The sequence below is a fragment of the Mycobacterium sp. 360MFTsu5.1 genome (genome assembly GCF_000383495.1).
GTDB lineage: Bacteria > Actinomycetota > Actinomycetes > Mycobacteriales > Mycobacteriaceae > Mycobacterium > Mycobacterium mucogenicum_B.
The window spans coordinates 249255-269156 of sequence record NZ_KB911466.1; the positions used below are offsets into that span (position 1 = coordinate 249255).

The following is a 19902-nucleotide window of genomic DNA, read 5'->3' on the forward strand; positions in this document are numbered from 1 at the left end:
CTCGGTTAGCAGGAACGTAGTCGCGCCGCGACTACCTAGAAAGGAACACCACACCAATGGCCCCGAAGAAGAAGAAGGTCGTCGGGCTGATCAAGCTTCAGATCCAGGCCGGCGCGGCCAACCCCGCCCCGCCCGTGGGTCCGGCGCTCGGCCAGCACGGCGTCAACATCATGGAGTTCTGCAAGGCGTACAACGCCGCGACAGAAAGCCAGCGCGGAAACGTCATCCCCGTCGAGATCAGCGTCTACGAGGACCGTACGTTCACGTTCGTCCTGAAGACCCCGCCGGCCGCCCGGCTGCTGCTCAAGGCTGCGGGTATCCAGAAGGGTTCGTCCGAGCCGCACAAGACCAAGGTCGCCAAGATCAGCTGGGACCAGGTCCGCGAGATCGCCGAGACCAAGAAGGAAGATCTCAACGCGAACGACATCGACGCCGCTGCCAAGATCATCGCCGGCACCGCGCGCTCGATGGGCATCACCGTCGAGTAGTTCGACCCGTACACGTCGAATACTCGACCTAAGCAATACGTGGAAGAGCCCGCTTCGGCTCGCTAACCACAACCTCTGAACTGGAGATTCACATGAGCAAGAACAGCAAGGCATACCGCGAAGCTGCCGAGAAGGTGGACCGCGACAACCTGTACACCCCGCTCCAGGCCGTCAAGCTGGCCAAGGAGACGTCCTCGAAGAAGCAGGATGCGACCGTCGAGGTTGCGATCCGGCTGGGTGTCGATCCTCGTAAGGCAGACCAGATGGTGCGTGGCACCGTCAACCTGCCGCACGGCACCGGTAAGACCGCCCGCGTAGTGGTGTTCGCGGTTGGTGAGAAGGCCGAGGCCGCTGCGGCCGCCGGCGCCGATGCCGTCGGTAGCGATGACCTGATCGAGCGTATCCAGGGTGGGTGGACCGACTTCGACGCCGCGATCGCGACGCCGGACCAGATGGCCAAGGTCGGTAAGATCGCCCGCGTCCTCGGCCCGCGTGGTCTGATGCCGAACCCGAAGACCGGCACGGTCACCCCGGACGTGGCCAAGGCCGTGTCCGACATCAAGGGCGGCAAGATCAACTTCCGCGTCGACAAGCAGGCCAACCTGCACCTGATCATCGGCAAGGCGTCGTTCGACGAGGTCAAGCTGGCCGAGAACTACGGTGCCGCGCTGGACGAGGTGCTGCGCGCCAAGCCGTCGTCGTCGAAGGGCCGTTACCTGAAGAAGGTCACCGTCTCGACGACCACCGGCCCGGGCATCCCGGTCGACCCGGCCGTCACCCGGAACTTCACCGAAGAGGCCTAGGCCGAATCCGCTTTCACAACGGACCCCCGCACGACTTCGGTCGTGCGGGGGTCCGTTTGTCTCAGACGTACCAGTGGATGGTGTGCAGTCCGCGGTACACGCGCCCGAAGAACTGCGTGTGCCGTCGGCGGAAGGTGTCGATGGCCGATGACGGCACACCTACGCCGGCGGCCGCCCGCAGCACGATCTGATCCCGAACTCCCATGTGCGCCTTCTCGATCAGCCGGATCACCGCATCCGCGGTGAAGTGGATACGGTCCACTGCGCGCCAGAGCCCGGGAAGCGGGGCCGGGCGTTGTTGCATCCAGCCGGTGATGCGTTGGCGAAAGACCGGTTGGGGCATGGAGATTCCGTTCTGTTCAGTCGGTTGCGGAGCGGGTATCGCCGCGGTCATGCCGCCGTGCTGTGGTCGGTCGGCAGCGACGCGGCAGCGGCGTCGACGAATGCGCGGAGGGCGCGTCCCATGTCGGTTATCGCGGCCCGGGCATCGGGCAGGATGTCGGCCCCGGCGTGGAAGACGTGCAACGCGCGATCCCAGATCTGCACGGTGCAGGGCACGGTCGCCTCTCGGCAGCACTGGGCCAGTTGTTCGGCGTCGGCCAGGAAAACCTCGGTCGAGCCCACCTGGATGAAAACCGGTGGTAGCCCGGTGAAGTCGTGATTCACCGGCGACCATCGCGGATCCAGATCGCCGCCGGCCGCGAAACCGATCGACGCCGGGACCGACAGCGCGAAGGCCGACAGCACGGCGTCCGTCCGATCGTTGGCGTGGGCCAGCCTGCGTGCCGGGTCGAGATCGGCCCACGGCGCGATGGCGCCGATACCGCCGGGCATCGGCAGTCCGCGCTCACGTGCGGCCAGCGCGGCGGCGAAGGTCAGGCCGCCGCCCGCGGAATCGCCTGCGAACACGATCTTTTCGGGTGCAAAGCCCCGTTCGAGCAGGTACTCGTAGGCGTGGAGCGCGTCGGCGACGGTGTCCGTGATGTGGGCTGCCGGCAGCTGCCGGTAGTCGACGTTGAGCAGCGGGATGCCCGCGGCGCGGGTGACGCGGCCGGCGATCCGGCGATGACTGTGCAGTCCACCAGCCACAAAACCACCGCCGTGGAAGTAGAGGATCGCACCGCCGGTGACCTCATCGGGGCCCGCGATCGTCTTGTGCCACAGCCATTCCGCGCGGAATCCGGCGAAGCGCAGCGCGCGGCGGCGGGTGCCGCGCGGCGCCCGCAGCGGGACGGTGACCAGCTCGGCGAGGTTGGCGATGCGGAACGCGGGAGTGCCGCGCAAGGGACCGCGGTAACCCAACATCGCAATCGCGTCGAGCGCAGGGCGAATTGTTCTGCGGCCCAACGCATCGGCGATCCGCAACGCCACGCTCGCTCGGCTGGGCAATTCGATGGTGACGGAGTCGACGACGCTCATGCCCGGACTTCCTCGATCGTGGCCGGGATTTCGTAGCGGTAGTCGTCGAGCGGGAATTTGCGGTTGCCGCGGCTCGCCTCGAAGAACCCGGAGGGCCGGATGTAGGTGGTGTCGCCCTGCGAATTGCGGTAGTAGGTCGGCACATGCCCGTTGAGGTCGGCCAGGTAATAGCGCAACAGCTCGGCACGTTGGTAGGTCGCGCGGTGGTAGGCGTCGGCGGCTTCGCGACGGACCTCGCAGACCTGCGCCTCGCGCCGGCGCGTCTCGGTGATGGCGCGGATGGCATGATCTGCGGTCATTTCCACAAAGGCGTGCCAGCCCGACCCGGTCCACGAGTACGGGCCGCACAGCGTCCACCGGTTGGGCAACCCGGGCACCGAGACGCTCTCGTACGCCTGCAGCCCTTCCTCGTTGTAGAACTTGGCGAGGTCGAAACCGGCCCGGCCCACGACGGTTCCCGGGCGATACGTCTCCGGGTCGGAGAACACCTCGTAGCCGGTGGCCAGGATCAGCACATCCAGCTTGTGGAGCATTCCGTCGCGGGTCCGGACGCCGGTCGGCGTGATCTTCTCGATGGGATCGGTCACCAGCGATACGTTGGCGCGGTTGTAGGCCTGCAGGTATCCGTTGGACATCGTCGGCCGTTTGGCGAGCAGACCGAAGTTCGGCGTCAGCTTCGCACTGGTCTCCGGGTCGTGCACCGTTCTGGCCACGAATCTGCGGTAGCCGCGGATACACAGTGCGTCGGCTCTGTCCAGCGTCGAACGCGAGGTCCGCAGTGCGCCACGGAGAATCAGGTCGACCACGACCAGCACGCCGCCGTGGATCGTGGCCTGCACACCGGGGATCGCCAGCAGCTTCTTCATCGCCGCGGGTACGCGGAAGTCCGGCTTGGGAATGGACCAGACCGGGGTGCGCTGGAACACCGTCAGATGGCCGACCTCCGGTGCGATCGCCGGAATGATCTGCACCGCACTGGCTCCCGTGCCGATGATGCCGACGGCCTTACCGGTCATGTCGTAGTCGTGGTCCCAGTCCGTCGGCCGCTGTACCTTGCCTTTGAAGGATTTAGCACCGGCGATCCCGACGTCCTCCTTGGGCCGGACGAACGCGCCCACCGCGCTGATCAGGAACCGCGCGGTGACGACGGAGCCGTCGGCGGCATGCAGCTTCCAGAAGCAGCCAGCGTCGTCCCACTCCTCCCGCTCGATGTCGGTGTTGAACCGGATACGGTCGTACAGCCCGTATTTTCGGGCGACATCGACGTGGTACTGCTTGACCTCCGCGCCTTTGGCGAAGAAACGCTCCCAGTTGGCGTTGCGGGCGAACGAGTACTGATACGCGATGGTCGGGATGTCCACGCCGAGACCGGGGTAGTGGTTCTCGTGCCAGCTGCCGCCCACATCGTCGGCGCGCTCGAGGATGACGAAGTCGTCGATGCCGGCCGTGCGGAGCTTGACCCCCGCGGCAATGCCGCCGGGCCCGGCGCCGATGACGGCAACCTCGAATTGTGGCGTCGTACTCATGCGCTCACACCCTCGGGCACGTGCACCGTGTTGCGGGTGAACCGGTAGTCCGACAGCGGGAAATGCTGGTTCGCCCACCGCATCTCCAGAACAGTGGTCGGGCGGAACGCCGCGGCGTCACCGTGATGATTGAGGTAGTAGGTGTTGGAGCCGCCGCACGCCGAGGTCATCAGCGGAGTCCCGGCGACGCGCTTCTGCATGTCCGCGAAGAAGCGGTCGTGCGGCTCCTGCTTGACCTCCACACGGGTGGCTCCACGCTGCCGCGCCTCGGTGATCACGCGCACGGCGTGGTCCCCGGTCGACTCGATCAACACCAGATACGAGCCCGGTGCATAGGCGTACGGCCCGATGACGAGGAAGGCGTTGGGGAACTTCGGCGCCGAGACGCCCTGGTACGCCTGGTAGCGGTTGGCTTCCCAGAACTCGTTGAGATCGATGCCGCCGCGGCCCAGGGTCGGGAACGGCGGCGTGCTGCCCTTGGCCATGACCTTGAATCCGGTGGCGCACACCAACACATCGATGTCGTGCGCGGCGCCGCCCTCGGTCACCACCGCGTCCGGGATGACCTTTTCGATAGGGTCGGTCACCAGATCGACGTGCGGCAGGTTGTAGGTCTTGAAGTACTCGTTGTGCATCGATGGCCGCTTGCAGCCCAGCAGGTACTTCGGGGTGAGCTTCTCCCGCGTCACCGGATCCTTGACCTGCGTGCGCATCCAGAGTTTCAGCGCGGCTTCCGCACCGCGGATGAGCGGCTTCATACGCCGCCCGTGCAGCATGCCGGCGCCGACACCGACTTCGACACCCACCATGCCGATCGCGCGCAACGGCGCGCGCAGTATCGGGGTGCCCAGCACCGCCCTGGTGACCGGGCCGGTGTGCCAATCCGGCTTGGGCGCGACCCAGATCGGGGTGCGCTGGAACACCGTGAGGTGGGCGGCGACTTTGGCGACCTCCGGAATCAGTTGCAGCGCACTGGCACCCGTGCCGATGACGCCGACCCGCTTACCGCGCAGATCGACGCTGTGATCCCAGGCGGCGGTGTGCAGCACCGTCCCGCCGAAGCTGTCGATGCCCGCGATATCCGGGAGGTTCGGTACCTCGAGGCCGCCGATGCCCGCGATGATGAACCGGGCCGTCACCTCGCCGGTGTCGGTACTGACGTGCCAGATGTCGTTCGCCTCGTCGAACCGGCAGCCGGTGACCGTGGTGTTCAGGCGCAGCTTGGGCCGCAGCCCGTGGGCATCCACGACCTCCTCGGCGTACGCCTGAATTTCGTGACCCGGTGCGAAAAGCCGCGACCAGTCGCCCTTTTGGTGATAGCTGAACTGATAGATGAACGACGGAATGTCGACCGCGACGCCGGGGTAGTGGTTGGCGTTCCACGTCCCGCCCACCTTGTCCCATTTGTCGAGGATGACGAAGTTCTCGATGCCGGCCTGCCGGAGCCGGACGCCGGCGTTGATGCCGCCGAAGCCCGCACCGATGACGACGACCTCGAACTCGGGGGTCTCGCTGGATGTCATTGTCATATCTCCTATTTCCCGGTCAGCCGGGCGAGTGCCTTACCGACGACCGGGATCACGGATTCGATGCGGTCGAACGACGCGCGCGCGAGAATTTCGCGCGTGAGGCTGGGGGAGAGCCGGAACAGCCCGTACAGCAGCCAGGCTTCCGGTGCGACCGGCACGATCGCCGAATTCCACCGCACGGCCCGTTCGATCGCCCGGGCCACCTTCTGCGGTGAGGTGTAGGCGTATCGCTGCATACCGCCCGCGCTCTCACGCCACGCCGCCTGCTGCGCCGCGGTGAGCCCGGCCCGTTCACCGTTGGCGAGCAGGTTGGTGCGGATCGCGCCCGGGCAGATCGCGGTGACGCCGATCCCTTTGCCGCGCAACTCCACCCGGAGCGACTGAGAGGCCATCAGGACCGCCGACTTCGCGACGCCGTATGCCGGCTCGAGCCTGGACGGGAAGTACGCGGCCGCCGACGACAGATTCACGATGTGGCCGCGAATCCCGTCGTCGATCATCTGTTGCGCGAAGACCCGCGATCCGTAGATGACGCTCATCAGGTTGATGTCGATCTCGCGCTGCCATTGCGCGGCGCTCATCTCGACGAACCCGCCGAGGTCCATGACGCCCGCGTTGTTGATCAGCACGTGGGGCGCGCCGAAGTGGGCAAACATCCACTCGCCGAAGGCCTCCCACTCGTCTTCGGCGGCCACGTCCAGCCGGTAGGCGACGGCTTGGCCGCCCGCGCCGACGATCTGCTCGACCGTTTCCTTCGCGGCCGGCATGTCGATGTCGGCGACGACCACCCGACCGCCCTTGGCGGCGAACAGCTTTGCCGTCTCGCGACCGATGCCGGCCCCCGCGCCGGTGACGATGACGTTCTTCATCGCTTACCTCCGAAGATCTTGCCGGACAGGGCCACTGCTTTGTCGGCGATCGACATCGTGAACAGTCCCAAGAATCCGCGCGCCGCACTCGGTGACAGCCGGTACAGATACCAGCCGGCCCAGGCCTCGATGCCAACAGGGACGGTCGAGAGGTTCCAGCGCACGGCGCGTTCGATCGCGCCGGCCACTCGGTCGGGGGACCGGCCGATGTAACGGTGACCGGCGGCGAGTTTCGCCGCCCAGTCCGAACTGTCGCTGTCGTCGACTCCGCCGCGAGTCCCATTGGCGGCCAGGCTGGTTCGGATCAACCCAGGACAGATCGCGCTGACGCCGATGCCCTTGTCGCCGAACTCCGCGCGTAGCGCCTGGGTGCCGAACCACGCACCGGCCTTGGCGACGACGTACGAGGGGGCGATGGGCGTCGGCATGAAGGCGCCGACCGAACACACGTTGACGATGTGGCCGCGCACGCCCGCGTCGGTCATGCGCTGCACGAACAACCGCGATCCCACCAGCGGGCTCATCATGTTGATCTGGATCATCCGCCGCCAGTCCGCATTGGACTGCTCCAGGAACCCGCCTCCGATGAGGATGCCGGCGTTGTTGACGACGACATCGGGCACGCCGTGTTCGGCGCACACCCGGTCGGTGAAGTCCTCCCAGTCGGTGAGGTCGGCGACGTCGAGTCGCCGGAACACCGCGCGGCCGCCTGCATCCTGGATGAGGTCGACCGTTTCCTTGCCGGTCTGCTCGTTGATGTCGGCCACCACGACCTCGGAGCCGTTGCGGGCGAACCGCAAGGCCGTCGCACGTCCGATGCCGCTGCCGGCGCCCGTCACCACTGTCACCGCCATGGTCGACAGCCTTCGGCGGTGCTGGTCGTGCGGTGTGTATCGGTCATTTCGACTCCTTGGGTCGATCGCAATGAAAAGAATTGAGCGGTAATCAATTTCGCGGGGCGGGACGCGTCGCCGGGCCTGCGTCGTGCTCATCGCGGGCATGGGCATGGCGCCGCCGTCTGGCTGTCCGCCGTGGAGCCGATGTCACATTTCGGATAGTAGCCCTATTCGGATATTGGGGCAATATCAAATTTCCGGCGGGCCGACGCGGTAGTCTGGCCTCTCGTCGGCGATGGTTGGCGGACCTGCGGAGGACACTGTGGCGGCTCGGAAAGTGTTGACACGCGCGGAGAGTCAGGCACAAACGCGCCAGGATGTGCTCGACTCGGAGGCGCGGCTGTTCTATGCGAACGGGTATCACGGCACCTCCATCGCAGCCATCGCGGCCGACGCCGGCCGCACCATCGGTGCCGTCTACGGCAACTTCGCGGGCAAAGAGGCGCTCTGCCTCGAAGTCCTCCGCACGAGGTACCTCGCGGAAACCACCAAGCTGCTGGAAATGCTTGTCGGCGAGTCGGATTCGGTGGATGACAGGTTCGGGGTGCTGGCGATCTGGTGGTCGCGGTTGTCGTCGGACATCCCGCTCACGGTGCTCGGCTCGGAGTACCTGTTGAGCACTTTGGGGGACCCCGAGCAGACTGCCGGGACCATGGAAACCATCAATCGGTTCCGGGAGTCGGTCCGGGTGATGATCGAGGACCTGATACCCGAGGGCGTCGATCCCGCCGACCCGCGGTTGGATCAGGCGATCGACGCCATCGTGGCGACCGGAAGCGGATTGGCGATATCGCAGGCCATCGGGATGGCCGACGCCGACCAGAGTGCGGCGCTGTTGGTGACCACGCTGCGGATGTGGATGGACCGGTTGGCCACACCGCAGGCGGCAGATGATCGGCCCGACAAGTCCGCGCCGACGAAGAATCGGCGGGCCGGTGCCAAGAACACCAGAAAGCCGGTGTCGCCCGTGCGCTGAGCCCGCCGACCGCCTTGGCGCGCCGCGACTTCCGGTGATCCCGTGGTTGTCCGGTGCCGGGATCTGGCAACCTCGACACATGTTCGTGCGAACACTCGTCGCCTTGGGCGCGCTGTTGTCGGTCGGGAATTTCGGGCCGGACCTCGGCGCGGCCTCGGCAGCACCACAGCCCGCCCCGCCGCCGGTGTCACCGCAGGCCGCCGCGGCCGGACTGATCGACGTCCGGACCGTCGTCCCCGACGCGGTGATCGACCTGCGCTACGCCACCCAGAACAACTTCGTCGGCGTCGCGCTGTATCCGGCCGATGCCCGGTGCCTGATCCACGAGTCCATGGCGCCGGGGCTGGCCACCGCCGCCCGGATTCTGCGCGCGCACGGCGAGGTGCTGACGTTCTGGGACTGCTACCGCCCGCATGACGTGCAGGTGCGGATGTTCCAGGCCGTGCCGGACCCGAACTGGGTCGCCAAACCCAGCCAGTTCGCGCGCAGCCACGAGTCCGGCCTGTCGGTGGACGTGACGATCACCGGCGTCGACATGGGTACCGATTTCGACGATTTCACGCCGCGCGCGACGGCCTACGCGACCGCGGGAGTCACCCCAGCGCAGCAGGCCAACCGCGCGCGGCTGCGCGACGCCATGGTCGCCGGCGGGCTGACCGTCTACCCGGGGGAGTGGTGGCACTTCAACGGGCCGGGCGCATCGGAGCCGCGCCCGATCCTCGACGTGCCGGTGAACTGAGTCAGCCGGCGACCAACTGCGCCAGTAGGGCCCGGTGGTCGGAACCGGGCACCTGCAGCGTCCGCAGCGAGGTGGCCACGTACCCGCGCGTCAGGATGTGGTCGACGGCGAAAACCGGTGGCGCGACGATGTCGGACGGATGCGTGCGCACCACGCCGGCACCGGCCTGCGCGCCGGCGTCCTGATAGCCCTGCCGCAGCAGCCGGCGGAACTCGCGCATGTCCGGCGTCGCGTTGAGGTCGCCGGCCAGCAGCACCGGGCCGGTGCTTGCCCGGGCCGCCGTCAGCAACGTGCCGGCCAGTCGCGCGAGGTCGTCGCGCCAGCCCTGTAGCGGGTCGGGCCAGGGCGCGGACAGGTGGACGGTCAGCACCCGGGTGGGGGCCGGCGCCTCGGGCAGGTGGACGTCGGCGGCCAGCATTCCCAGCCAGAATCCGTCGTCGATGCGGACGTCACTGATCGGGTGGCGGCTCCACAGACCGACGCCACCGGGCTCGTCCATCTCGCGCAGCGCCCGGTGCGGGAACAGCCGGTCCAGCCCCGCGGCCTCCAGCCGGGCCAACGCGGCGGGCGTGAGTTCTTGCAGCGCAACGACATCCGCGCCCTCCTCGGCGTACCGGACGACGGCTTCGGCGTCGGCCCGTCCGTAGCGCAGATTGGCCGACAGGAACCGCAGTGCGGGGCCCGCCGGCGCCTGCGCACGTCGGAACAGGGGCAGTTGTACGACGGCCGCGGCGACGGTGGTCGCAACCGCGGCCGCTGTCAGCGGCCAGCTTCCCGCGACACCGAACAGGACGGCGGCAACCGGGGCGCCGATGAGCGCATAGGGGGCGCCGGCGGCCAGCGCCAACAACGTCCGGTTGACGATCGGAATCCACCGCACCGCGAGTCCGGCCACGGCTGCGCACAGCGAGATGGCGCCGGCGTACGTCAGAACTGAATGCCACGTCGCGATGATCTGTCTCCGCTCTTCTCGTATCGGCCGCGCCGGCTCGCGTCGAGCTGTTCCGAAAAATGTACCGGACGTATGTTCTGCTTCGTATCGGTGACTTTGGCAACGGTAATTCGTATTTGCTGTGACATGTAATTACGTGTGCTATACAATGCGTCATTGTCGATTTATTGGAAAATTCTGTCAGGAGTCTATCAGCGGGCTGTGAATGGAGAATAGCTTTCCACCTGGTTATTGACCATAGGTATGTTTATGTCTCTGACGGTTCTGCAGATTTGTTGCCGCCAATGGCGGTAATGTCTCCGCCATTCATTGACGGCCTAGCGACAATTCGCTGGCCTGTCGTTCGGGGTGAGGAGGCTGGCATGTATTGGTCGCTGCGCGGATTGGTCCGTGCCTGTGCGCTTCGCGGCATTATCGCGATACTCCCGATCGCGCTGATCTGCGCGTACGCGCCGCCGTCGAGCGGGCCGTCGAATCTGACCGCCCAGATCGAGAACACCGCGGAAATCGTGTCGTCGCCGTCGACCATCGGGATCGCGGACTCAGGGTTGTACGGGCAGACCCAGGCGCAGATCGACCAGACACTCGACACCCTGCAGTCCATCGGGGTTCAGGACATTCGGGTCTTCGTGCCGTGGATTTTCGTCGAACCTGCGCAGGGCACCTACAACTGGTCCTACATGGACATGGTCATGCAGGCCGCGGCGGACCGGAACATGGGCGTCATGGTGGAGATCGCCAGCACGCCGACATGGGCGGGCTCCTCGACGTCCATCACGGGTGCCGGCACACCGGACCCCGCCACGTACGCGTCATTCGCGACCGAGGTGGCCAAGCGGTACGGCTCGATCATCTCGGCATACGAGATCTGGAACGAGCCGAACTACGTGCTGTCCTCGGACCCCATCGACGCAACCGCCTATGCGGCGCTGCTCAAGGCGGCCTACCCGGCGATCAAGGCGGTCGACCCGACCGCCACCGTGGTCGCCGGTGCGCTCGGCAGCGTCATCAGCTTCGGCAGCATCACGCTGGATCCGGTGACGTTCGTCAAGGAGATGCTGGCTGCCGGCGCCTCCGGCTACTTCGACGCGTTGTCGTTCCATCCGTATCAGGAGTCGCTGCCCTTCTCGTCGGGCTCCGGCGTCGCGAATTCCCCACTGACACAACTGAATGCGATCTATCAGCTCCTGCAGCAGTACGGCGACGGCAACCTCAAGATCTGGATCAGCGAGTTCGGCGCATCGACCAACGACGTCAGCGAGCAGACCCAGGCCGACCTGATCAAGAATCTGCTCGACACTTGGCAGACCCTCGCCTATGCCGGGCCGGTGTTCATCTACACGGCGCAGGACGGCGTCGCCGGTGCCGATGGGTTCGGCATCTACAACGCCGACTGGACGCCGAAGCTGGCCGTCGCCGTCATCGAAGCGGCGATCAAGGAGTACGCCAGCAGTGCGGCCGGCGGCGTCGGCTCGACGGTCGGTGGCATCGTCTCCGGGGTCACGGCGATCGCCCAGTCATTGGCGAGCCTGCTGAATTCGATCAGTCTGGCGATCCAGGGCGAGTTCCAGCAGTTGGGCAAGGCCATCAACGCCTGGGTCACGGCGGTCAGCTCGCACCTCAGCGGAGTCTTGCCGACCGCCACGCCGTTGGCTGCGAAGGCATCCGCCACTGCAACCGCTGCCACGGCGTCCGTTGCGACGACGGCCGCGGCCGCGGAATCCGGGACGACCGAATCCACGGAAACCGCATCGACGGCAACCAAGGTGAAGAAGCGCGCCAAGGGGACCGGCGCGGACGCCGCGTCGACGGCGTCCGACAGCACGGCGGCGTCGGATGCCGCGGCGGGCAAGACGTCGGATACCAAGGCGGAGGGCAAGGCCTCGGACACCGACGCGGACGGCAAGACGTCGGACACCACTGCGGCGGCGGACTCGTCCGGCAAGACGTCGGGCAAGCCCCGCAAGGATGACGGATCGACCTCGCACCCGAAGGACACGGGCGGCAAGACCGCCAAGTCGGACCAGGCCGCCAAGTCGGACCCGGCCGCCAAGTCGGACAAGTCAGACCAGGCCGCCAAGTTGGACAAGCCGGACAAGTCAGGCACCGCGGCGTCCGACGGGACCCCGCCCGTCGTCGAGAAGCGCTCGCACCGTCACAGTGACGCAGGTGCGAAGTCGTCGTCCGACAACTGATCCCGAAACGAGTAGCGCCCCCGACCTCGGGTCGGGGGCGCTACTTGTCGAAGATGCCTACGCGGCTTCCTCTTCCTTGGTGTAGGTGACAAGGCTGACGTCGAGGCACTCGTCGAGGAAGTAGTACTGGCAACCGGTCAGATACTTCATGTAGCGGTCGTAGTTCACCTGGCCGGAGATCGCGATCGCCTCGTCCTTATGGTGCTCGAGGTTGGCCGCCCAGACCCCGAGCGTCTTGATGTAGTGGTTACGCAGCGACAGCGGCTCCGGAACGTTGAAGCCGGCTTTTTCGCCATGATCGATCATCATCTGCGTGGTGGGCAGGCGACCGCCCGGGAAAATGTCTGTGGCCATGAACTTGATGAACCGCGCCATCTCGAACGACACCTTCTTGCCGCGGGCGGACATGTCGAACGGGTGGTAGCTCACACTGCTCTGGATGGTCATGCGGCCGTCGGCGGGCATGATCTCGTAGCAGTTCTTGAAGAAGTCGTCATAGCGCTCGAAGCCGAAGTGCTCGAAGGCCTCGATCGACACGATGCGATCCACCGGCTCGTGGAACTCTTCCCAGCCCTGCAGCAGCACCCGGTGCGAACGGTCCGACTCGGTGTTGCTCAGCAGTTCCGTGCAGAACGCCTGCTGGTTCTTGCTCAGCGTCAGGCCGATGACGTTGACGTCGTACTTCTCCATGGCGCGCTGCATCGTCAGGCCCCAGCCGCAGCCGATCTCGAGCAGCGTCATGCCGGGCTTGAGGTCCAGCCGTTCGAGATGCTGGTCGACGTTGGCGAGCTGCGCCTGTTCCATCGTGACGGTAGGTCCGGTGAAGTAGGCGCAGCTGTACTTGCGGGAGTTGTCCTGGAACAGCCCGAAGAAATCGTCAGACAGGTCGTAGTGGGCCTGGATGTCCTCGAAATGCGGCCGCATGTCCTTGGCCCCAGTCGAATCCTGAATCATCTTTAACACCTAACTTGACCTTCCTCACTCACTGGTGATGACGGTCACTAAATCACAATCGTGACCGCACAATACCTGGCCCCCAACCAATTCCTTGACGTTGGTGTAACGCGCCGTCACGGTCAGTCGAGACAGCAAACGTAACCGCCTTCAGGCCGGAAGCCGCGTTCATTCCCCCAGCGTGGCGGCGGCTGTGACCGGACTGATACGTCTATTGGATTTCGGCAAATGTGGTTGCCAGTTCACCGGCGATGTCGTCCCAGAGCGGCTCGGGCAGGTCGTGACCCATGCCGTCGAACAACACCAACCGAGCGCGCCGGATCGCTTTGGCCACTGCTCGACCACCGCTCGGTCGCATCAGTTTATCGGCCCGACCATGGATGACGACTGTCGGGACGGTGATCATCTCGTCGTAGTGCCGCAGGCTGCCGCTGCCCAGGATGGCCCCGAAGTGCCGGGCGACGCCGACGGGGTAGTACGAGCGGTCGTAGCTTTCGGCGGCGTCGGCCTGGGCCTGGTCGAGCGGCGTCGGGTAGCCGGGGCTGCCGATGATGCGGCCGACGTTGACGGCGTTGGCGATGACGCCGGCGCGCGACGTGTCCTGCGGCCGCGTCGTGATGGCCTTGAGTTGCTTCGGGCCGGGCGGCGGCAGCAGCGGCTGGTTGTTACTGGAGAAGATGACGCCGAGCGTCTTGGTCCGGTGCTGGTAGCGGGCCGCGAAGACCTGCGCGATCATGCCGCCCATCGACCCGCCGACGATGTGTGCCTGCTCGATCTCCAGGTGATCCAGCAGCGCCGCGGCGTCGTCGGCCATGTCCTCCAGCGTGTAGACCGCCTCGCTGCGCAGACCGGCGTACGACCGCAGCATCCGGGGCAGCAGCGCGGAACCGGAGCGCCTGCCCTCGATCTTGGTCGACAGGCCCACGTCGCGGTTGTCGAACCGGATGACACGGTAACCCTTCTCGACGAGCTTGTCGCAGAACCCTTTTCGCCACAACAGCAGCTGCGCCCCGAGGCCCATGATGAGCAGCACCGCCGGATGGTCCGGATTGCCCATGTCCTCGTAGGCGATCTCCAGGTCGCCCGAGCGGGCGAATCCGGTCCGGACGTCGGTGTCGGTGTCTCGTTCGGGCTGCATGTCTACTCGTATCTCAGCTGGCGCTGTTCGATGGTCGGATTCGGGCTCGGCTTCCGGTTTACTCCGCGGATTGCCCGTCGGCGTTCTTGTGGTCGCGGCTGATGTCCACCATGAAGTTGGCGAAGTAGCCCTTCAGCTGCGGGTCGCTCATCATCTGCCACCGCGGCGCCAGCAGCTTCATGTACCGCTCGACGTAGAGGAACTGCTTGCCGATCAGGACCAGCTCGCGCGGCAGCTTGACGTCGTATGCGTCGGCGAGGGTGGACAGTTGCTTGCCGATCTCGGCGTACGACAGGTCGCCCAGCGACTTCATGGTCAGCGGCGTGGTGAATGCCTCCAGGTCCTTGGCCGCCTGGCCTTCCGGCTTGACCGTGCCGACGGCGCCCATCATGACGACGATCCGGCCGGCCGCGGCGTGGTCCTTCGAGACCAGCAGGGCGTACACGAGTTCGCGCAGCAGCCACCGGGTCCGCGGGTCGATGCGGCCCATGATGCCGAAGTCGAAGAAGACGATCTTGCCGTCCTTGTCGACGTGGAGGTTGCCGGCGTGCAGGTCGCCGTGGAACAGGCCGTGCTTGAGACCGCCCTCGAACACGCTGAACACCAGGGCTTTGACCAGCTCCTCGCCGTCGAACCCGGCCTTGCGGATGGCGGCGGCGTCGTCGATGCGGATGCCCTCGACGCGTTCCATGGTCAGTACGCGCTCGCTGGTCAGGTCCCAGTAGACCTGGGCCACCCGGATGTTCTGGCCCAGCGGCGAGGCGTGCATGTGCGCCACCCAGGCGTCCATGGACTGCGCCTCGAGCCGGAAGTCGAGTTCCTCGGCGAGGTTGTCGGCGAAGTCGGCGACCACGTCCTGCGCCGACAGCCGCTGGCCCAGCTTGGCCAGTTCGGCGATCTGCGCGCCGCGCTTGAGAATCTGCAGATCGGCGGCCACGCGGCGGCGGATGCCCGGGCGCTGGATCTTGACGACGACCTCTTCGCCGGAGTGCAGCGTCGCGTAGTGCACCTGGGCGATGGACGCGGAGGCGAAGGGCTCGTCGTCGAAGGTGGCGAAGAGGTCGGCAGGATCGCCACCGAGTTCTTCGCGCAGCAGCTTGTGGACCTGGCCCTTGTCGGCGGGCGGGACCCGGTCCAGCAGGCTGCGGAACTCGCGGCTCAGGGGCTCACCGAAAGCGCCGGGGCTGGACGCGATGATCTGGCCGAGTTTGACGTACGTCGGGCCCAGGTCGGAGAACGTTTTCGGGACCTGTTTGAGCACCTTGTGCTGCAAGCTGCCCTTGGAGAAGGCATTGCCGACGATCCGTACGCCGGTCCGGGCGAGCTGCCAGCCGGTGGCCCCGATGCGGGCGGCTTCGACGGGCAGCGGCACCCGGTCCAGCCTGGCACCTTCACGGTGCGGTGTCTTCCGCGGAGAACTCATTGGTGAAGTGTCTCAAAACCCCGGGTACCGCCAAAAAGGTGTGTCTCGCGTCACGCCGTTTTGCCGGCGCGGATCAGACGAAGACGCTCTCGATGTCGGCGCGGCTGCGCACCGGGTCACTGCCGGGCACGTACGCCGGGACGGTGTGCGGCGCCAGCTCGGGGTCGACGCCGCCTTGGACGCGGGCCTTGGCCTGACGGAATTCCGGGAACGGTCCGGCGGCGGTGTGCAGGCCGTTGATGACCGACCACACGACGGCGCGGCGGGCGGCACGCTCGACCGGGTTGGGATCGGTGTGCCCGAGCAACTGCTTGGCCCATTTCGGCATGGTGTCCCGCACGGCCCAGTCGACGGCGCTCTGCGGCATCGGCAGGTTCGGGCCGGTGGCCATGGCAGCGCCGTGCGTCAGTGCCAGCTTGGGCAGATAGGACTTCAGGCAGTCCAGGGTCTCGGCCTTGGTGGTGGGCAGGTCGGTACCGCCGAGGGCGTGCCCGACGCGGATGAACTCGCCGTAGTAGCGGTCAAGTTTCTTGCCGCGCAACGGATTCGGGTGGTACAGCTCGTGCGCGGTGGCCAGGCCCCACACGACCGTCGCGTAGTTCCAGCGCAGCCAGTCGGGGTCGTCGGCGTCGTAGGCCGCGCCGTCCGGGCGGACGCCCTTGATGGTGTGGTGCATGGCGCGCACGGTCCGGGCCAGGTTCTCGGCGGTCTCGGTGCTGCCGTACGCGGTGCCGATGAAGAACGCGATGGAGTGGCCCAGCCGGACAGCTGCGCCCTTGGGGTCGACGACCGGAATGGCCTCACCGTTCTCGTCGCGCTTGACGAGGCGCGAGTGGTGCATGCCCATCCAGTAGATGGACGGGTCGAGGCGCTCGATGAACGCGGCGCACTGCAGGCCGAAGACCAGAGCCTCGGTGTGCGAGTGCACATGCCAGACGGCGCTGCCGGGGCCGAACCAGCCCGGGTCTCCCGCGGGACCCGCGAACTCCATGCCACGGAAATAGTTCCGCCGGATGGTCTGGTCGAACCGGTGCTGAAGCTGGTGCTCGATGAACTGGTGCGGCAGGTACACGTCAACCCTTTCTGGTCACGGTCGTAACCAGAATAGTATTTGGTGACGGGTGTGACCAGACCTAGGCTGTAGGAATGTCGACACCGACCAGATGGGCGGGGATTCCGCTCGATGACCGCCGTGCCGAGCGGCGCGGTCTGCTGGTCGACGCGGCGTTCGAGTTGTTCGGCTCCGGCGGCGAGACGGCGCTGTCGGTCCGTTCGGTGTGCCGCGAGTGCGGGCTCAACACCCGGTACTTCTACGAGAGCTTCGACGGCATCGACGATCTGCTGGGTGCCGTCTACGACAAGGTCAGCGTCGAACTGGCCAACGTGGTCGACGCCGCGATCACCATCGCGGGCGACTCGGTGCGGGACCGGACCCGCGCGGGCATCGCCGCGGTACTGGGCTTCGGTTCCGCCGATCCGCGGCGCGGCCGGGTGCTGTTCACCGAGGCCCGCGCCAATCCCGTGCTGGCCGCGCGCCGCGCCGTCACACAGGACCTGCTGCTCGACGCCGTCCTCGCCGAGGGCGGCCGGCTGCACCCCGGTTCGGATCCCGTCGCCGCGCGCGTCGGGGCGGCCATGTACACCGGGGCCATGGCCGAGCTGGCTCAGCAGTGGCTGTCCGGTTCACTGGGTTCGGACCTGGACGCGGTGGTCGACGCGGCGCTGGCACTGGTGCTGCGCCGAGAGTGACGAAATGGCTGCCCGGGTTGTCCGCGAGCAGCCATTCCGCCGATCTCGAGAGCGCTACTGAGCGGCCGGCCGCCAGCGCTTGATGAACTCCGTCTCCGGCCATTCCTCCTCGGCGGCCAGCAGCTCGTACATGGTGGCGCGGTCGATGGATTCGCGGATGATGTCGGCGTGCCCGGCGTGCCGCGACAGCTCCTCGATGATGTGCATCCCGACCCAGCGCACCGTCCAGTGGTCGATGTCGGCCGGGAACCACGGCACGTCGTGCGGGATCGGCACCAGGGTGTCGAGGTCGAGCTCGGCGAACGCCTTCAAGGTGGCGGCGTTCTGCTCGCGCAGGGCGGCCAGCAGGTCGCCGAGCTTCTCGTCGTCGCGCATGGTGAGCTGGTCCTCATGCTCGGCCATCTGCTCGGCCATCGGTCGCGTGTCCCGCGGCGGGAAGTCGGGGGCGGTCACCGCGCGCTTGACCCAGCCCTCCTGAACGGCGGTGACGTGTTTGATGAGGCCGCCGACCGACAGTGCGCTGACCGATCGGGTGGAGCGGGCCTGCTCGTCGGTGAGGCCGTGGGCGACGGCCGCGAACGCGTCCTGCTGGCAGGCCAGGAAGTTGATGAGGGTCTGACGCTCGTCACCGGCGGGGGCGGGCATTCCGGGCATGCTCAGTTCTCCTTCTGGGTGTGGGTGTAAAGGTCACGGATGCAGGCGATTTCCGCTCCGTGATGAATGACTTCGCGATTGATGTGCAGCACGAGGGTGGCCATTGAGAAGTCGGCGTAGGGGCCTTCGGCCGGTCCGCACGGCCGGGCGAGGGCGGCGGCGTCGAGCCCGCGGACTCCGGTGATCCAGTTCGCGTAAGCGGCGTCGAGCTGCTCCAGTGCGGTGCGGGCGTCGCGGGCGTACGGCCACGACTGGTAGTCGGCCGGTGGTCCGCCGAAATGGGAGTGGTTCCGCATCGCCAGGACGCCGACGATGACGTGCGCCAGCCGCCAGGCGATCGTCGTGAACGGCTCGGGTTGTGGTGGCGGATAGCTGAAGTCGATGGATCCGTCGGGGTGCAGGGTCCAGCAGCCGGGCACCGGCTCCCAGAAGTATTCGTCGTCGGTCAGTCCCTCGAGCCGGGGGCGCAGCTGGTGTTGCCAGTGCCAGTCGAGTTGGTCGGCCAGTTCTTCGGTCCGTTCTTCGGTCACATGATGAGCCTGACATCTAATTAGGACTATTTCTGTCCTATGAATGCGGCAGAGTGTTGTCATGTCCGAAACGACGAGCCGCGTGCTGCAACTGCTGGGCCTGCTGCAGGCGCGCCGGGTGTGGACGGGGCAGGAGCTGGCCGACCGGCTCGGCGTCACTGGGCGCAGCGTGCGCCGCGACATCGAGCGGCTGCGCGACCTCGGCTATCCGGTGCACGCCAGCAAGGGTCGCGACGGCGGTTATCAATTGGGTGCGGGTGCCGCGCTGCCGCCGCTGCTGCTCGATCCCGAGGAGGCCGTCGCGATGGCGGTGTGTCTGCGGCTGGCGGCTGGCGGCAGCGTCGCGGGCGTCGGGGAGTCGGCGCTGCGGGCCCTGTCCAAACTCGACCAGGTGATGCCGGCGCGGCTTCGGTCGCAGGTGTCCGCCGTGCACGACGCGACGGTGACGCTGACCGGCGGCGGCTCGGTCGAAACGGTATCGCCCGACGACCTGATGATGCTGGCCCGCGCCTGCCGCGACCACGAACACGTCCGGCTCGGCTACACCGACATCCGCGGCAACAGCACCGAGCGGCGGCTGGAGCCCTACCAACTCGTCACCACCGGGCGCCGTTGGTACCTGCTGGCGTACGACCGCGACAAGCAGGACTGGCGGACGCTGCGGCTGGACCGGATGGTCGACGTCAAGGCCGCGGGGACGACGTTCGCGCCGCGCCCGGCGCCCGATCCGGCGGAGTTCGTGCGCCAGGCCATCACGGCGTCGCCGTATCGCTACGTCGCGCGGGTCCGGTATGAGGCAGCCGAAAGTCAACTGGCGCAGATGTTTTCCGCGTCGTCGGCGCAGATCGAGGCGGACGGTCCGGACCGCTGCATCGTGACCGCCGGCGGCGACGATCCCGAGCGCATCGTGTTGCATCTGGCGATGCCGGGGTACCGGTTCGAGGTCCTCGAACCGCCGGAGGTGATCGCCGCGGCCGCGGTGGTCGCCGACCGGTTGCGTGCCGCAATGCCTCCCGAGTAGCGGCGCTGCGCCGTATGGTGCAGGAGTGTCGACGGGACGAC

The 19902-nt window shown here is 66.9% G+C and carries 20 protein-coding genes; 7 read left to right on the forward strand and 13 right to left on the reverse strand.

Annotated features, from left to right (window positions below; translation table 11 throughout):
- The first annotated feature begins 56 nt into the window (after positions 1–56).
- On the forward strand, positions 57–488 hold the full coding sequence (gene rplK / locus H289_RS0113465) for a 50S ribosomal protein L11 (RefSeq protein ID WP_020101322.1): 432 nt from the start codon (positions 57–59) through the stop codon (positions 486–488).
- 92 nt (positions 489–580) lie between these two features.
- Positions 581–1291, forward strand: a complete 711-nt coding sequence (gene rplA / locus H289_RS0113470; RefSeq protein ID WP_020101323.1) for a 50S ribosomal protein L1 — start codon at positions 581–583, stop codon at positions 1289–1291.
- Between the two features lie 61 nt (positions 1292–1352).
- Here the strand turns inward: rplA and H289_RS0113475 are convergent, their stop codons facing one another.
- The 6 genes from H289_RS0113475 to H289_RS0113500 are packed head-to-tail and all read right to left on the reverse strand — an operon-like array spanning position 1353 to position 7488.
- The gene (locus tag H289_RS0113475; protein WP_138158528.1) at positions 1353–1634 is read right to left on the reverse strand and encodes a hypothetical protein; all 282 of its coding nucleotides are present in this window, start codon (positions 1632–1634) and stop codon (positions 1353–1355) included.
- Between the two features lie 47 nt (positions 1635–1681).
- Positions 1682–2710, reverse strand: coding sequence for an alpha/beta hydrolase (locus H289_RS0113480; RefSeq protein WP_020101325.1), 1029 nt, complete (start codon positions 2708–2710; stop codon positions 1682–1684).
- A complete protein-coding gene (locus tag H289_RS0113485; RefSeq protein WP_020101326.1) occupies positions 2707–4236 on the reverse strand; it encodes a flavin-containing monooxygenase in 1530 nt (509 codons plus the stop codon). The genes H289_RS0113480 and H289_RS0113485 overlap by 4 nt, the downstream gene beginning before the upstream one ends.
- On the reverse strand, positions 4233–5759 hold the full coding sequence (locus tag H289_RS0113490; RefSeq protein WP_020101327.1) for a flavin-containing monooxygenase: 1527 nt from the start codon (positions 5757–5759) through the stop codon (positions 4233–4235). Before H289_RS0113490 ends, H289_RS0113485 begins: the two co-directional genes overlap by 4 nt.
- Positions 5760–5770: 11 nt before the next feature.
- Positions 5771–6634 carry an SDR family NAD(P)-dependent oxidoreductase gene (locus H289_RS0113495; RefSeq protein ID WP_020101328.1) on the reverse strand — a complete coding sequence of 288 codons (864 nt, stop codon included), beginning with the start codon at positions 6632–6634 and terminating at the stop codon, positions 5771–5773.
- Positions 6631–7488, reverse strand: a complete 858-nt coding sequence (locus H289_RS0113500; protein WP_020101329.1) for an SDR family NAD(P)-dependent oxidoreductase — start codon at positions 7486–7488, stop codon at positions 6631–6633. Before H289_RS0113500 ends, H289_RS0113495 begins: the two co-directional genes overlap by 4 nt.
- A gap of 361 nt (positions 7489–7849) precedes the next feature.
- Between H289_RS0113500 and H289_RS30480 the strand changes: the two genes are divergently transcribed.
- Both H289_RS30480 and H289_RS0113510 read left to right on the forward strand, forming a co-directional pair.
- Positions 7850–8506 carry a TetR/AcrR family transcriptional regulator gene (locus H289_RS30480; protein WP_020101330.1) on the forward strand — a complete coding sequence of 219 codons (657 nt, stop codon included), beginning with the start codon at positions 7850–7852 and terminating at the stop codon, positions 8504–8506.
- A 79-nt stretch (positions 8507–8585) separates the two neighbouring features.
- Positions 8586–9245, forward strand: a complete 660-nt coding sequence (locus H289_RS0113510; RefSeq protein WP_020101331.1) for a M15 family metallopeptidase — start codon at positions 8586–8588, stop codon at positions 9243–9245.
- Position 9246: 1 nt separating this feature from the next.
- On the opposite strand, the gene H289_RS0113515 is transcribed toward H289_RS0113510, so the two are convergent.
- Positions 9247–10140, reverse strand: a complete 894-nt coding sequence (locus tag H289_RS0113515; RefSeq protein ID WP_020101332.1) for an endonuclease/exonuclease/phosphatase family protein — start codon at positions 10138–10140, stop codon at positions 9247–9249.
- A 419-nt stretch (positions 10141–10559) separates the two neighbouring features.
- On the opposite strand from H289_RS0113515, the gene H289_RS31840 reads away from it, so the two are divergent.
- Positions 10560–12392, forward strand: a complete 1833-nt coding sequence (locus H289_RS31840) for a cellulase family glycosylhydrolase (protein WP_020101333.1) — start codon at positions 10560–10562, stop codon at positions 12390–12392.
- 57 nt (positions 12393–12449) lie between these two features.
- Here H289_RS31840 and H289_RS0113525 read toward each other — a convergent pair whose 3' ends face one another.
- The 4 genes from H289_RS0113525 to H289_RS0113540 form a co-directional block, all read right to left on the reverse strand.
- The gene (locus H289_RS0113525) at positions 12450–13346 is read right to left on the reverse strand and encodes a cyclopropane mycolic acid synthase family methyltransferase (protein ID WP_029105190.1); all 897 of its coding nucleotides are present in this window, start codon (positions 13344–13346) and stop codon (positions 12450–12452) included.
- A gap of 211 nt (positions 13347–13557) precedes the next feature.
- The gene (locus H289_RS0113530) at positions 13558–14484 is read right to left on the reverse strand and encodes an alpha/beta fold hydrolase (protein WP_020101335.1); all 927 of its coding nucleotides are present in this window, start codon (positions 14482–14484) and stop codon (positions 13558–13560) included.
- 58 nt (positions 14485–14542) lie between these two features.
- Positions 14543–15907, reverse strand: a complete 1365-nt coding sequence (locus H289_RS0113535; protein ID WP_020101336.1) for an ABC1 kinase family protein — start codon at positions 15905–15907, stop codon at positions 14543–14545.
- Between the two features lie 73 nt (positions 15908–15980).
- On the reverse strand, positions 15981–16979 hold the full coding sequence (locus H289_RS0113540; RefSeq protein ID WP_020101337.1) for an oxygenase MpaB family protein: 999 nt from the start codon (positions 16977–16979) through the stop codon (positions 15981–15983).
- 74 nt (positions 16980–17053) lie between these two features.
- Here H289_RS0113540 and H289_RS0113545 point away from each other — a divergent pair, with 74 nt between their 5' ends.
- Positions 17054–17656, forward strand: a complete 603-nt coding sequence (locus H289_RS0113545) for a TetR/AcrR family transcriptional regulator (RefSeq protein WP_020101338.1) — start codon at positions 17054–17056, stop codon at positions 17654–17656.
- Positions 17657–17710: 54 nt separating this feature from the next.
- Here H289_RS0113545 and H289_RS0113550 read toward each other — a convergent pair whose 3' ends face one another.
- On the reverse strand, positions 17711–18310 hold the full coding sequence (locus H289_RS0113550; protein WP_029105191.1) for a DinB family protein: 600 nt from the start codon (positions 18308–18310) through the stop codon (positions 17711–17713).
- Positions 18311–18312: 2 nt separating this feature from the next.
- Positions 18313–18840, reverse strand: coding sequence for a DinB family protein (locus H289_RS0113555; RefSeq protein WP_020101340.1), 528 nt, complete (start codon positions 18838–18840; stop codon positions 18313–18315).
- 61 nt (positions 18841–18901) lie between these two features.
- Between H289_RS0113555 and H289_RS0113560 the strand changes: the two genes are divergently transcribed.
- Positions 18902–19861 carry a helix-turn-helix transcriptional regulator gene (locus H289_RS0113560; protein ID WP_020101341.1) on the forward strand — a complete coding sequence of 320 codons (960 nt, stop codon included), beginning with the start codon at positions 18902–18904 and terminating at the stop codon, positions 19859–19861.
- Positions 19862–19902 lie beyond the last annotated feature (41 nt).

Excerpts from the sequence above, each read along its gene's own strand:
- rplK (WP_020101322.1), top strand. The coding sequence starts at position 57 with ATGGCCCCGAAGAAGAAGAAGGTCGTCGGGCTGATCAAGCTTCAGATC.
- rplA (WP_020101323.1), top strand. The coding sequence starts at position 581 with ATGAGCAAGAACAGCAAGGCATACCGCGAAGCTGCCGAGAAGGTGGAC.
- H289_RS0113475 (WP_138158528.1), bottom strand. The coding sequence starts at position 1,634 with ATGCCCCAACCGGTCTTTCGCCAACGCATCACCGGCTGGATGCAACAA.
- H289_RS0113480 (WP_020101325.1), bottom strand. The coding sequence starts at position 2,710 with ATGAGCGTCGTCGACTCCGTCACCATCGAATTGCCCAGCCGAGCGAGC.
- H289_RS0113485 (WP_020101326.1), bottom strand. The coding sequence starts at position 4,236 with ATGAGTACGACGCCACAATTCGAGGTTGCCGTCATCGGCGCCGGGCCC.
- H289_RS0113490 (WP_020101327.1), bottom strand. The coding sequence starts at position 5,759 with ATGACATCCAGCGAGACCCCCGAGTTCGAGGTCGTCGTCATCGGTGCG.
- H289_RS0113495 (WP_020101328.1), bottom strand. The coding sequence starts at position 6,634 with ATGAAGAACGTCATCGTCACCGGCGCGGGGGCCGGCATCGGTCGCGAG.
- H289_RS0113500 (WP_020101329.1), bottom strand. The coding sequence starts at position 7,488 with ATGGCGGTGACAGTGGTGACGGGCGCCGGCAGCGGCATCGGACGTGCG.
- H289_RS0113510 (WP_020101331.1), top strand. The coding sequence starts at position 8,586 with ATGTTCGTGCGAACACTCGTCGCCTTGGGCGCGCTGTTGTCGGTCGGG.
- H289_RS31840 (WP_020101333.1), top strand. The coding sequence starts at position 10,560 with ATGTATTGGTCGCTGCGCGGATTGGTCCGTGCCTGTGCGCTTCGCGGC.
- H289_RS0113525 (WP_029105190.1), bottom strand. The coding sequence starts at position 13,346 with ATGATTCAGGATTCGACTGGGGCCAAGGACATGCGGCCGCATTTCGAG.
- H289_RS0113530 (WP_020101335.1), bottom strand. The coding sequence starts at position 14,484 with ATGCAGCCCGAACGAGACACCGACACCGACGTCCGGACCGGATTCGCC.
- H289_RS0113535 (WP_020101336.1), bottom strand. The coding sequence starts at position 15,907 with ATGAGTTCTCCGCGGAAGACACCGCACCGTGAAGGTGCCAGGCTGGAC.
- H289_RS0113545 (WP_020101338.1), top strand. The coding sequence starts at position 17,054 with ATGTCGACACCGACCAGATGGGCGGGGATTCCGCTCGATGACCGCCGT.
- H289_RS0113550 (WP_029105191.1), bottom strand. The coding sequence starts at position 18,310 with ATGCCCGGAATGCCCGCCCCCGCCGGTGACGAGCGTCAGACCCTCATC.
- H289_RS0113560 (WP_020101341.1), top strand. The coding sequence starts at position 18,902 with ATGTCCGAAACGACGAGCCGCGTGCTGCAACTGCTGGGCCTGCTGCAG.